Below are 13371 nucleotides of genomic sequence, written 5' to 3'. Positions count from 1 at the left end.
CGACAATGTGCAATCAACCAGTGTGTGCTTATGACAACTTCCAGAACAACAGCATCCACTTGCTGCTACTGCGGTGTCGGCTGCGGGGTATTGATCGAGCATGATGACGAGAAAATTCTCGGCGTCACGGGTGATCCCAAGCACCCGGCGAACCTGGGTCGCTTGTGCAGCAAGGGCTCGACCCTGCACAAGACCGGGGACCTGGCGGCGCGGGCCTTGTATCCCGAATTGCGTCTGGGCAAGGGCATGGCCCGCAGCCGCACGGACTGGGATACCGCCATGGATCATGCGGCCCAGGTGTTTGGCCGGACCATTGCCGAGCACGGGCCTGACAGCGTGGCCTTTTATATCTCGGGGCAGTTGTTGACCGAAGACTATTACGCCTTCAACAAACTGGCGCGGGCCCTGGTGGGTACCAATAATATCGACAGCAATTCGCGGCTGTGCATGTCGAGTGCGGTGGTGGGTTACAAGCGCAGCCTGGGTGCCGATGCCCCGCCCTGCTCATACTCCGATATCGAGACCAGTGATTGTCTGCTGATTGCGGGCAGTAACATGGCCTTTGCCCATCCGGTGTTGTTTCGTCGGCTGGAGGCAGCCAAGGAAGCCAACCCGGACAAGCGGATTATCGTGATCGATCCGCGACGCACGGACACCTGCGCAATTGCCGATCTGCATTTGGCGGTACAACCGGGCACCGACGTGGCGCTGTTTCACGGCCTGCTGCACATTATGCTTTGGGAAGGCTGGATAGACAGAGCCTTTATCGACGCGCATACCGAAGGCTTTGATGCGCTGAAAAGCCTGGTACGTGATTACAGCCCGGCGATGGTCAGTGAGCTGTGTGGTATCCATCCGGATGACCTGCAGGCAGCGGCGCGAATGATTGGCAGTGCGCCGAGCTTTATGTCGCTGTGGTGCATGGGCCTGAATCAGTCCAGTTCCGGCAGTGCCAAGAACAGTGCCTTGATCAATCTGCATCTGGCGACCGGACAGATCGGCAAACCGGGCAGCGGGCCTTTCTCCCTGACCGGGCAGCCCAATGCCATGGGCGGACGTGAGACGGGTAGCCTGTCCAACCTGTTGCCGGGCCATCGCGAGGCGGCCAATGCCGAGCATCAGAGCGAAGTGGCTGCCTACTGGGGTGTCGAACAGATGCCCCTGAACCCTGGCTTGAGTGCGATCGAGCTATTTGAGGCGGTGCGTTCAGGCAAGATCAAGGCACTGTGGATTGCCTGTACCAATCCGGCGCAATCCATGCCGAACCAGACGCTGGTGCATGAGGCTCTGGCCAACTGCCCCTTCGTGGTGGTGCAGGAAGCCTTTGCCACCACGGAGACGTGCCGTTACGCCGACCTGTTGCTACCGGCAGCCAGCTGGGGTGAAAAAGAAGGTACGGTGACCAATTCCGAGCGTTGCATCAGTCATGTAAGGCCGGCAATCCCGGCACCGGCCGAGACGCGCCCGGACTGGGCCATTGTCTGTGATCTGGCGCAACGGCTGGAGAAGCAGTTGCGCCCTGGGCAACCGAGCCTGTTCGACTTTTCCCGTCCAAGCGAGCTGTTTGACGAGTACAAGGGGCTGACGGCCGGGCGTGACCTGGATTACAGCGGGCTGAGCCATGCCATGATCGATGAGCTCGGACCGCAGCAATGGCCGTTTCCGGCTGGCGCTGAACGGGGTACTGCGCGCTTGTACAGCGACGGTCAGTTTCCCACCCCGGACGGCCGCGCGCGCTTTATCGCCGAGCAGTACCAACCGCCGCAGGAAAAGCGCGATGCGCGTTTCCCTTTGCTGCTGAACACCGGCCGCCTGCGTGATCAGTGGCACGGCATGAGTCGCACGGGTACCGCAGCGCAGCTGTTCGGCCATGTCGAGCAGGCGCTGATCAGTCTGCATCCGGATGAGCTGCGCAGCCGCAAACTGCAGGATGGCCAGCTGGTGCGGGTAAAGAGCAAGCGTGGCAGCCTGATTCTCCCGGTTCAGGGCGATGAACAGGTCCGCTCCGGCCAGGCCTTTATTCCCATGCACTGGGGTGATCGCTTTCTCAAGGGGCTGGGAGTCAATGTGCTGACCCAGCCGGCCTATGATCCACTGTCTAAACAGCCGGAGCTCAAGCAGGCCGCGATCAGCCTGCAGCCGGTCGCCCTGCCCTGGGAATTGTTTATTCTGGTGGAAGGCCGGGTACAGGAACAGCTATCGGCCTTGCGCCCGTTGTGTGAAGACTTTGACTACGCCAGTTTCAGCCTGACCGGACGTGAGCGCTCAGCCCTGCTGGTCCGTGTTGCGCATACCGAAGCGGCATCGGTTGACTGGCTGTCCCGGGTTGACGCCTTGCTTGGCCTGGATAGCGGGCCGGTGGTGGCCTACGATGATCCGCGTCGCGCCGTGGGCAAGCGGGTGCGTATCGAGGATGGACGCATCACGGCAATCCGCCTCACTGGTGAAACGGCTGCGCGCGACTGGTTGCGCAATGTCTGGAACAGTGGCGAAGCCGATGCCGCCCTGCGCCAGTGGTTTATGGCCCCGCTCAGCAGCCCGCCCGGGGGCGCGACCATCAGCAATGACAAGACGCTGTGCAACTGCATGAACGTCAGCCAGAGCCAGATCGAAGCCGGCATCGCCCGTGGGCTGGACCTGGACGGGCTCAAGGCTGAACTGGGCTGCGGCACCGAGTGCGGGTCATGCGTGCCCGAAGTCCGGCAATTATTGAGCAAGCGAGTGAATTTTGTCGAGGCTTGAGCTCTCCCAACCCGCCCCCTCTCCCGCGAGGGGGGGCAGCTCGCACCGGGTTAAGTTCAAGCCCCCTCTCCCCTCGCGGGAGAGGGGTTGGGGAGAGAGGAATAGAGGCGCCAGCATGAAAACCATGACCACACAGGAACACCCCATGAACACAAATATCTGGCTGGTCGGCGCCGGTCCCGGCGACCCTGAAATGATCACGCTGAAAGCCGTGCGGGTATTGGCGCAGGCCGAGGTGGTCATGGTGGATGACCTGGTCAATCCGGCGATTCTCGAACACTGCCCGCAGGCCCGCATTATCCGCGTCGGCAAGCGCGGTGGCTGCCGCTCGACGCCGCAGGCCTTTATCAACCGGCTGATGCTGCGTTACGGCCGCCAGGGCAAGCGCCTGGTGCGTCTCAAAGGCGGTGACCCGTGCATTTTTGGTCGCGCTGGTGAAGAGGCCCGCTGGTTGGCTGAGCGCGGCGTGCAGGCGGAAATCGTCAACGGCATTACCGCCGGGCTGGCCGGCGCTACCCAGTGCGGTATTCCGCTGACCCTGCGTGGCGTCAGCCGTGGCGTTACGCTGGTGACTGCGCATACTCAGGATGACAGCGAGCTGAACTGGTCAGCCCTGGCACAAAGCGGCACCACCCTGGTGGTCTATATGGGGGTCGCCCGACTGGCGCAAATCGAAACCGGTTTGCTGGCTGGTGGTTTGCCCGGCTGCACCCCGGTGGCAATGATTGAACGTGCCAGCTTGCCGGAGCAGCGTGAAACCCGCTGCACACTGGACAGTCTGGAGCAGGTAGCCACAGACGTCGGCCTGCAGAGCCCGGCCGTGCTGATCATTGGGGATGTTGCCGGCTACGCTGCAGGCGTACTCGAGGATAGCTCGGTGTCGAAACGGTCAAGCCCCCGGCTGGCAGGCGCGACGACGGGTTAACGACTGGCGACCATTTTTTCAATACACGAGCGAGATTCTTCGGGGATGTCCGTAAAGTGCAGCCCCGTCCAGTACTGGCTACCATTAAGACTCTTGCGATGCCACAGGCTTTCAGCGTCGATAAGAAATTCGCGGCGACCATTCAGCGTCATCGGCAGGTTGACCTGAAGTGCATACTGACGATTCAGCTCAATCGGAAGCTCACTCAGCAGCATGAGACCTTCCACATGCAAGTCTACAACCCGGCCGAGATGATGGCCGTTGCTCAAATCATACACTTCAAGGCTATTGCTCACGGGGTGTCGCTCCAATCTGCGGCGTTCGTCGTGCATATCTACTCCTGACCGATCCCGTACCACTGAAACGGGGGTACGTGTTGATTGGGTACGAATGCAGTTCACACCCAAGCAATCAAGATCAAGTGTGCACTATTAAAGTAATGGCGAACAGCCAGCAGCGTGAAATATTCTGTTAAACCCGTCACACTTTGAACAATTGGTCGACCAGAGAGGCTTCACCAGGTTGATGCCCAGGCCACCAGCAGGGAAACAATAACCACAATACTCAGGGGTTTGCGCAAAGACGGATACCACACTGGCGCCAGACCATGATTGACTGCCCAGATATCAGCAAAGTACAAAGCGGCAAAAGCGACAAAAAACAATGGAATGCCCAGCTGTAAAGGCATGCTGAGAGCGAACCAGCCGAGCAACGGAGGAATTACCGACAAGCCCAACTGAACCGGCGCCTTGTCACTGGCTTCATCAGCTCGCATGGCCAACCCCCAGTGAATGGCTCCCATAAAAGCCAGAATGACCGCGGTGTAACCCAGCAATTCATCCATGACCCATTCGCGCCAGGCCTCTGGTGTGACCCAAAGCCCCATGGCCCCCAGCACAAAAGGCACCAGACCGGCAGCTCCAAGAACCAGAGCCAGCCTGGGGGGACGAGTTGCGCTGAATGGATGCATGGTGTCCTCTACGTACAACGGCGACGGGTATGTCGGAATGTCGTCCCATTATAAATGGCGATTCTCTGGCGGCAAGCCATCATCCACATCATGACTTCATGGTCGCAGGCAATTCCCGGCTGGGCGCGCGTGGCCGGCGGCGTGGAAGCTTGCTTAACAGAGTCTTCAGGCGCTGGTCCAACTGCTGCAATTGCAGCGTGTTCGGCGCTTCATTGCTCGCGTACGTCAAGCGCTCATACTCGTTAAAAAAAGCGTCAATGGCTTCACGCTGCTGTGGCAAGGCGGCACACAACCGCTCTTGCCAGCCGCGAGGCCCTTCACCGCGCCGGGCTTGCAAGCCGATGCGCTGCAAACGACGGTCAAGCCGTTGCCAGGCACGTATGCGCTTGTCACGCGCCCTCTTGCCGGGACGCAGGGTCCAGAGCGCCAACGGGACCATCACCAGTATAGCCGCAGCCATCATAACCACGGCAACCCGCTGCCAGTCAGCGGTACCCAGCCAACGCCGGAAAAAGTCACCCTGACGCTCACTCTGATAATTCAGCACACGCATCTGCCACTGGAAATTGACTTCATCCCAGCTCAATCGCAACCGGTTGACCCAATCGATATTGCGATACCGTGCAGCTGACAGCGGTGAATCCTCGAGAAAGCTGCCCTCCCCCTGCAATGCTTGCTGCAAGCCTTGTTCGATACGTTCGGGAGCAACCTGGAAGGTCGGGTCAACTGAAACCCATCCCTGCCCCGGCAACCATGCTTCGACCCAGGCATGGGCATCGAACTGGTGAACCAGCACATAATTACCGTTTGGATTGATCTCGCCGCCCTGGTAACCGGCGATCACCCGTGAAGGAATGCCTGCGGCGCGCAAAACGAACACCATGGCTCCGGCATAATGGGCGCAGAAACCGCGCCGGCTTTCAAACAGGAACTCATCATTGGTATGTCGACCCAAGGTCGGTGGTCGCAGGGTGTAATAGAAAGGTTCGCGATTGAAATGCTGCAACAGGGCAGCCACCAGGTCTTCATCCTCTGGATGCTCTTGGCGCAGCTCTTCGGCCCAGGCGCGGCTTCGTGGATCGCTGCCTTCCGGAAGTGACAGATACAAGCGTTGCTGCAAAGGGTCCAGTTCTTCGGGATCAAGCAGGCTGTCTGGCCATGACGTTGCCCGGTAAGCGGTCGTCTTGGTAAAGGGGCGGCGTGCTTGCAGCATGAAGTCGCGGGTAAGTACCAGGCTGTCATCCTCACTGGTAGCGCCGCGCAAACTGAATGCCCATTGCTGTTGGCTGGCACTGGTCAGCACCTGATAACTGACCGGTTCACCCTGCGGCTGCCATGGCCGCGTCAACGCCTGACTGGACAGCTGCGAATGGGACCATTCACGGCCATTGAAGGTACTCAGGGTCAGTGCCCTCCAGTACAGGTCTCTCTGTGCCGGAATCTCGTCATCGAAACTGACCCGGAAGGCCAGGTTACTGGAGCGTGCCAGATCGGCAATATCGCCTGGTGACATACTCTCCGACAGCCCGGTGGTCGCACCCTGCCCCGGTGCGTTGACCGACCACAGTGGCCCAATGCGCGGAAAAAGCATGAACAATACCAGCATCAGCGGTATGGCTTGCAGCAACAGAACGCCGGCAGTACGCATGGCGCGCGCCGGATCATTGCGTCCGGGTGATTGTTGCAAGCCAACCAGTGCCGATACCAATACCAGCAAAGAGAAACATTGATACAGCGCAAGTGGTATACCCTGATCAAACAGAAAGGCTGTGGCAACGATAAAGAAGCCGAGATAGACCACTACCAGGGCGTCACGCGGGTTGCGCATCTCGAGCAGTTTGAGCATGAACAGCAGCAACAGAAGCATCACCGCTGCGTCCAGGCCAATGAGCGTGCTTTGCGCCTGAAAAGTACCTGCACTGATACCAACAAGAGCAAAGACCTTGAACACAGTGCCCGGGTAGCGCCAGCGCATGCGTTGAATCTGCACCCGCCACAATGCACAACCGAGCCAGACGATCGCTACCCAGAATGGCAAACGGGGCAGGTGCGGCACCAGCACGACTATTTGCGCGGTCAGTAACCAGGCAAGACTGTTACGCGGAATCAGGGCGGCAACACTCACGCTGACACTCCATACAAGGCAAGGGCTTTGAGGCAGGCATCCCGATGGCGCTCACCCTGCGCCGGGCCCAGTCGAATAGCGGGCATGGCCAGACCATAAGGCTCATGACGCTGTTCGAGCTGCAGTATCCAGCCAGTCAGATAGCTCAATTGCTGCTCCAGATCGGCGCCTGGTGCCTGATCCAGGTTCAGCCACCAGGTCGTCTGGCTCGGTTCGGCAAATACCTTGCTGTGCAGCCCCTGGCCCCGCGACCAGGCACGCCAGTCCAAACGCCGCCTGGAATCACCAGGTTGATAGTGTCGCAACCCCTGGAAATCATCCACCCCTTCATTCAAACCCGGCTCACCTTCGTCATCCTGTCCATGCCCGGGCTGACGCGGCAGGTCGGCCTGCAGCGGCTTCGGGTAGACCAGCACCTGCCAGCGCAAGTCAATCAGGCTCCAGGCAACAAACCAGCCCAATGGATACCGGGTTTCAATGCGCAAGCGACCGGGACTGAACCAGCCACGCTGATGTGCGGGATGATACAGGGTGAGCTGGGCTTCATCCTTCTTGCCTACATCTGCTCTCTGTGGCTGCGTGTCCGGCCAGGCAAGGACCAACGACTGTTGTAGGCGTCGCGGAGCCGCCAACGTAAGACTGAGGGGAACATTTTCCCCGGCAAATACCGGAGCACCTCCGGTAGCGCGCAATTGCAACCCGGCCAGATTACGGTAGGTATGATGCAGCCCGACCCAGAACAGGCTACCCAGAAGAAAAGTGACGCCATACACCAGGCTGTTCTGATAATTGATCGCGCCAATCAACATGATGGCCAGCAACAGCAACAAGCCCAGACCGGCCCGGCTGGGAAGAATGAAAATTCGCCGGTGATTCAGCGTGACCTCCCGCGCGGCCGGTATGCGGCGCTTCAACCAGCGCTGAAACCAGGCACGGAACCACGCCATCAGATGGCCTCCACCTCATTCAGCAACCATTGCGCCAAACCACCACCACCATGCCCCGCTGGATCTTCGCTGGCACGAAGCCGGTGACTGACTACCGAAGGCAACACGGCCTGGACATCCTCGGGGATGACATAATCACGGTGCTCAAGCATGGCCCAGGCGCGGGCAGCCGCCAGCAAACCCAGACTGGCGCGGGGCGATAGCCCCCAGGCACAAACCTGACTTTCACGGGTACGATTGACCAGGCGCAGGATGTAGTCAACGATGGCTTCACTCGCGGTAATCTCGGGGACTGCCGCTTGCAGGGCAAGCAATTTGTCACGCTGCAATACTGGCTCGACTCGCTCCAGCCGCACCTGACGCCCGGCACCCATCAACAGGGATTTCTCCGCCGCTGACGAGGGATAGCCCAGCGACAAGCGCATCAGAAAACGGTCCAGTTGTGATTCCGGCAAGGGAAAGGTCCCGCCCTGTGATACCGGGTTTTGCGTAGCAATGACGAAGAACGGATCCGGCAACGGGCGAGTGGCGCCATCAACGGTTACCTGGCCTTCCTCCATGGCTTCGAGCAAGGCACTCTGACTTTTCGGCGTGGCCCGATTGATTTCATCAGCCAACACCAGTTCGGCAAACACCGGGCCGGGATGAAACACGAATTGGGCCGTATTGCGATCGAATACCGAGGTTCCGAGAATGTCACCGGGTAACAGATCACTGGTGAACTGAATGCGCTGGTAACTCAAACCCATGACCTTGGCCAGTGCCTGCGACAGCGTGGTCTTGCCCATCCCCGGAAGATCTTCAATCAGCAAATGACCGCGGGCCAGAATACAGGCGACCGCCAGACGCGTTGCGTGCTGCTTGCCCAGTAGTACCCGATCGATTTCGGCCATAGCCTGGGTCAACGTATCCTTCATGTAGCTTCCTTATCCATCCAACTTCTCAGTCAAAGCGACTGCAGTGCTACTGATGTTAGGGCCTGTGACGCAGAATGCAAAGCAACGGGCAATGGCTTGTAACAGCTTGTTGTTCAGGCGAAAGCCGGATTGAATGAAAGACAGTCAATAACGACCGGGAATGGAGGGGGTGACGAACACCGGGGCACCTGATGGCGCCCCGGTTTTCAGAACAAGGTCAGTCGCTCAGCCGCACTTGCTTTCGCCACAGTTCAGGCAGGTCATGCAACCATCCATCTGCACCGCGGCCTTGGTATGACACTTGCCACACATCTGCGCTCCGGGCGGGTAGCTTTCAGTGGCATCATCACAGCTGGCATCGGTCTGGGCCTGCGGTTTCAGGCTCATGAATTCAGCGCGTTTCTGTTCCAGATAAGCGGCCTGATGCTCATCCATCTCATCGGCAATCATGCCGATTTTTTTCAAATGCTGGTCAATGACATCACCGATCTCGGCTACCAGAGAAGGCATCCAGCGGCCACCACGCTTCATGTAACCGCCCTTCGGATCGAACACACTGCGCAGTTCTTCAACCAGGAAAGTACAGTCCCCACCCTTGCGGAACACCGCAGAGATAATCAGCGTCAGAGCCGAGATCCACTGGTAATGCTCCATGTTCTTCGAGTTGATAAAAATCTCGAACGGGCGCCGGCTCTCATGATCACTGCCCGGATTGAGCACCACATCGTTGATGGTGACATAGAGTGCGTGCTCGGAGACCGGGGTCTTGATCTTGTAGGTGCTGCCCTCAAGTTGTTGCGGGCGCTTGAGTTTTTCGTGCATTTCCTCGATATCGGGAAGTGCTGCCGCGGCGGCCAGTTCTTTGGCCTCTGCGTCGGCTTTGACTACGGCGTAGTCGACAATCTTGCTGTTGATTTTCAATGCCATCTTGGTGTCCTCGCCCTGCCATGGCAGGGCTTGCTGATCAGGTTCAGAATTTACCGTAGTAACCTTCTTTCAGAGCGTCGTAGAGGTTGGCTGCCGAGTGCAGCTCGCCATCGTACTCGATCTCTTCGTTGCCATTGACCTCGATCATGCTGCCGTCTTCCAGCTTGAAGCGGTACGTGGTATTGGTCAGATCTTCTTCCTTGACCAATACACCCTGGAAGGCTTCCGGATTGAAACGGAAAGTGGTGCAGCCCTTGAGCCCCTGGCGATAGGCGTAACGGTAAATATCCTTGAAATCCTCGTAGGGATAATCGGTCGGCACGTTGGCGGTTTTCGAGATCGAGGAATCGATCCACTTTTGTGCCGCAGCCTGTACATCCACGTGCTGGATCGGGCTGACATCATCCGCAGCGATGAAATAATCGGGCAGGTTGCGAGTGGCCGCATCCATGCTCGGCAGCGCCTCCGGGTCGATGAAGTGACGGTAAGCCAGGAGTTCAAAGCTGAATACATCAACCTTTTCCTTTGACTTCTTGCCGGCGCGAATCACGTTGCGGAAGTAGTGATGGGCGAAGCTCGGCTCGATGCCGTTGGACGCATTATTGGCCAGCGACAGGGAGATGGTCCCGGTCGGTGCGATCGAGCTGTGATGGGTAAAGCGTGAGCCCTTCTCGGCCAATGCCTCGACCAGCGCCGGATCTTCACCGGCTACCTGCTGCATATAACGGCTGTATTTGGCCCACAGTACCTTGCCGGCAACCTCGTCACCGACCTTGAAACCGTCTTTGACCATATCCGGACGCTTGGCCAACATGGCTTCAGTCACGGTAAAGCTTTCATCCATGATGGGCGCGGCGCCCTTCTCTTCGGCCAGCTGAAGGCCTGTGCGCCAGCCCTGCAGGGCCATTTCCCTGGAGACTTCCTCGGTAAACTCGAGGGATTTCTCGTCGCCGTACTTCATGCACAACATGGTCATGGTCGAGCCCAGGCCAAGGAAGCCCATGCCGTGACGACGCTTGCGAAAGATCTCGTTACGCTGCTGTTCCAGCGGCAGACCATTGATTTCCACGACGTTGTCCAGCATGCGGGTAAAGACGTCCACCACACGGCGGTATTCATCCCAGTCGAACCAGGCCTTGTCAGTGAAGGGTTCACGCACGAACAGGGTCAGGTTGATCGAACCCAGCAGGCAAGCGCCATAGGGCGGCAGCGGCTGCTCACCACAGGGGTTGGTCGCACGAATTTCTTCACAGAACCAGTTGTTGTTCATCTGGTTGACGCGATCAATCAGAATAAAACCCGGCTCGGCGAAGTCATAGGTGCTGGTCATGATCATGTCCCAGATGCGCTGAGCTTTCAGCGTGCGGAACACCCGGCAGGCAACCAGGCCGTCTTCACGGGTAAGGTAGCGCTGGCTGTTGGGCCACTCGCGCCAGATCACCTGTTCTTCATCATTCAGATCAACGCCGTCTGCTTCGGCCTCTTCTGCGGTCAGCGGGAAAGCCAGTTTCCAGTCGGCGTCGGCTTCAACGGCTTCCATGAAATCCTGGGTGATCAGCAGCGACAGATTGAACTGACGCAGACGACCGTCTTCGCGCTTGGCCTTGATGAAGTCCATGACATCCGGGTGGCCGACATCGAAGGTCGCCATCTGTGCGCCACGACGCCCACCGGCCGAGGACACGGTGAAACACATCTTGTCGTAGATATCCATAAACGACAGCGGGCCGGAGGTATAGGCGCCAGCGCCCGAGACGTAAGCCCCTCTGGGACGCAGGGTCGAGAATTCGTAACCGATACCGCAGCCGGCCTTGAGTGTCAGCCCGGCCTCATGCAGCTTGGCCAGAATGTCATCCATCGAATCGCCAACAGTCGCCGAAACGGTGCAGTTGATGGTCGAGGTGGCGGGCTTGTGCTCCAGCGCACCGGCATTCGACGTAATCCGGCCGGCAGGGATGGCGCCATGACGCAAGGCCCACAGGAACTGTTCGTACCAGTGCTCGCGGGCATCCGGTGCTTCCACGTCGGCCAGAGCGCGGGCAACCCGTTGATAGGTTTCGTCAGCGTTCTTGTCGATCGGCGTGCCGTCCTTGGTTTTGAGTCGGTACTTGGTATCCCAGATGTCCTCGGAGGCGGGCTGCAGGGGAATACTGTTGACCACTTTGCGCAGGCTTTGCACCTTGGCTGTCTGACTCATTGTTTTCTCCCTTGTTGGCGTCTTCATGGTGCCTGTGAAGCACCATGACAGGGCATATCCCTTTTGGTGCGTCGGCCGGCAAAAACACTATCTGTTGTGTGATTTTGCAAATCCTAGACCTAGATATGGTAAATATCAACAACCAATAGCAAGCTTTTTTTGTTGCATGAGGGTTGACGAATGAAGAGGCCTTGCAGGGCGTGACTCTCACCGGATACGGGACCAGATTCAGTCCGTCGGATCAATGTACCGAACAATGTCGGGCTATCGACGTTGCATCAAACAGCCAGCGGAAACAGACGATGAAAATTATCAGTGGTTGACTGCTGCAGTTGCTCCAGAGATTCACCACGTAGCTCGGCGAGGAAGCTGGCGACCTCATGCACGAACTGAGGCTCATTGGGCTTGCCGCGATGCGGTACCGGAGCCAGATAAGGCGAATCGGTTTCAACCAGCAGGCGGTCAGCAGGAACCTGCCTGGCCACGTCACGCAGATCGCTGGCATTGCGGAAGGTGACAATGCCCGAGAGCGAAATGTAATAGCCCAGATCCAGTGCCTGCCGGGCCATGTTCCAGTCTTCGGTAAAGCAGTGCAGAACGCCCGTGTTTGCGAGGTCCGCTTCTCGCAGCAGGCGCAGAGTATCTTCCCTGGCACTACGGGTATGAATAATCACCGGTTTACCGCTTTGCCTGGCGGCCTGCAAATGGGTAGCAAATGACGCTTGCTGGGCCTCGGCGTGCTCCGGATGGTAATGGTAATCCAGCCCTGTTTCACCTATGGCGACCACGCGGGGATGGTCGATCGCCTGCAACAACCAGTCGAGGCTGGCCTGCCCATTGGCGGCCAAATCCAGCGGATGAACCCCTACACTGCAATAGACATCGGCATACTGCTCCGCCAGCCCCTTGACCACCGGGGCATTGGCGGCATCCACACCGATACAGAGAAACTTGCCGATGCCTCGCGCACGGGCAGCATCCAGTGCGCTGTCGAGGGAGCCCTGATGGGCGGTCAGATCGAGACGATCCAGGTGGCAATGGGAGTCAATCAACATAAATAATTCTCAGCAGCTGGCGCTGGTTTCTGGCAACAAGCGGGTCGAAGCTTGTGGTATAACAAAGGACAGAGGCCGGGCGGCGTGACAATGACACGGTGTTCAGGCCTGGTTTTGCTTGCAGCTTGCAGCTGCTCACCTGCAGCTACATGGTATGCGTAGGACGGTCCGATTTAAGCGCACCGGCCAGGTAGGTCTCAATCTTGCTGCGCGCAGTATTGTCCTGGTCACTGAACTGAACACCAATCCCGGCAGCCCGGTTGCCCTGGGCACCACGCGGGGTAATCCAGATCACCTTGCCGGCAACGGGGATTTTTTCCGGCTCATCCATCAGGTTGAGCAGCATAAAGACTTCATCACCCGGGCGGTAATGCTTGTTGGTCGGAATAAACAGCCCACCATGCTTTACAAAGGGCATGTAGGCGGCATAGAGAACCGACTTGTCCTTGATGGTCAGCGACAGGATGCCATTACGCGGACCTGGAGCAGCTGGGTTGTTCATCGTCGATGTTCCCGCTTCGAATGAATGATTACTCTAAGACAATACACTAAATCCTTGTAATGCC

General features: G+C 58.4%; 11 protein-coding genes. 2 read left to right on the top strand and 9 right to left on the bottom strand.

Annotated features, from left to right (window positions below):
• Nucleotides 1–30: 30 nt before the first annotated feature.
• Together BLU07_RS05860 and cobA are read left to right on the top strand one after the other, a co-directional pair.
• Complete coding sequence (locus BLU07_RS05860; RefSeq protein WP_092385068.1) at nucleotides 31–2742, top strand: nitrate reductase; 2712 nt, start codon at nucleotides 31–33, stop codon at nucleotides 2740–2742.
• Between the two features lie 145 nt (nucleotides 2743–2887).
• Nucleotides 2888–3667, top strand: coding sequence for a uroporphyrinogen-III C-methyltransferase (gene cobA / locus BLU07_RS05855; RefSeq protein WP_092385066.1), 780 nt, complete (start codon nucleotides 2888–2890; stop codon nucleotides 3665–3667).
• Here cobA and BLU07_RS05850 read toward each other — a convergent pair.
• From BLU07_RS05850 to BLU07_RS05810, 9 genes are all read right to left on the bottom strand, one after another.
• Nucleotides 3664–3999, bottom strand: a complete 336-nt coding sequence (locus BLU07_RS05850; RefSeq protein WP_092385064.1) for a PilZ domain-containing protein — start codon at nucleotides 3997–3999, stop codon at nucleotides 3664–3666. The two genes, cobA and BLU07_RS05850, sit on opposite strands and share 4 nt — an antisense overlap.
• Before the next feature lie 182 nt (nucleotides 4000–4181).
• Nucleotides 4182–4637 (bottom strand): DUF3429 domain-containing protein, encoded by a 456-nt coding sequence (locus BLU07_RS05845; protein ID WP_092385062.1) that lies wholly within the window; start codon nucleotides 4635–4637, stop codon nucleotides 4182–4184.
• A gap of 88 nt (nucleotides 4638–4725) precedes the next feature.
• Nucleotides 4726–6762, bottom strand: coding sequence for a transglutaminase TgpA family protein (locus BLU07_RS05840; protein WP_092385060.1), 2037 nt, complete (start codon nucleotides 6760–6762; stop codon nucleotides 4726–4728).
• Complete coding sequence (locus BLU07_RS05835) at nucleotides 6759–7709, bottom strand: DUF58 domain-containing protein (protein WP_092385058.1); 951 nt, start codon at nucleotides 7707–7709, stop codon at nucleotides 6759–6761. The genes BLU07_RS05840 and BLU07_RS05835 overlap by 4 nt, the downstream gene beginning before the upstream one ends.
• The gene (locus BLU07_RS05830) at nucleotides 7709–8626 is read right to left on the bottom strand and encodes an AAA family ATPase (protein ID WP_092385056.1); all 918 of its coding nucleotides are present in this window, start codon (nucleotides 8624–8626) and stop codon (nucleotides 7709–7711) included. The genes BLU07_RS05835 and BLU07_RS05830 overlap by 1 nt, the downstream gene beginning before the upstream one ends.
• Before the next feature lie 225 nt (nucleotides 8627–8851).
• Nucleotides 8852–9553: a TSCPD domain-containing protein gene (locus BLU07_RS05825; RefSeq protein ID WP_092385054.1), complete on the bottom strand. Its 702-nt coding sequence runs from the start codon at nucleotides 9551–9553 to the stop codon at nucleotides 8852–8854.
• 43 nt (nucleotides 9554–9596) lie between these two features.
• Nucleotides 9597–11750, bottom strand: coding sequence for an adenosylcobalamin-dependent ribonucleoside-diphosphate reductase (locus BLU07_RS05820; RefSeq protein ID WP_092385052.1), 2154 nt, complete (start codon nucleotides 11748–11750; stop codon nucleotides 9597–9599).
• A gap of 278 nt (nucleotides 11751–12028) precedes the next feature.
• Entirely contained in the window at nucleotides 12029–12805 is a 777-nt protein-coding gene (locus BLU07_RS05815) for a TatD family hydrolase (protein WP_092385050.1), read from the bottom strand.
• Between the two features lie 145 nt (nucleotides 12806–12950).
• Nucleotides 12951–13307, bottom strand: coding sequence for a PilZ domain-containing protein (locus tag BLU07_RS05810; RefSeq protein WP_092385048.1), 357 nt, complete (start codon nucleotides 13305–13307; stop codon nucleotides 12951–12953).
• Between the last annotated feature and the right edge of the window lie 64 nt (nucleotides 13308–13371).

The organism is Halopseudomonas salegens (assembly GCF_900105655.1).
Lineage (GTDB): Bacteria > Pseudomonadota > Gammaproteobacteria > Pseudomonadales > Pseudomonadaceae > Halopseudomonas > Halopseudomonas salegens.
Note: the sequence above shows the minus strand (reverse complement) of the source record. Positions and strands in the feature narration are given on the sequence as shown.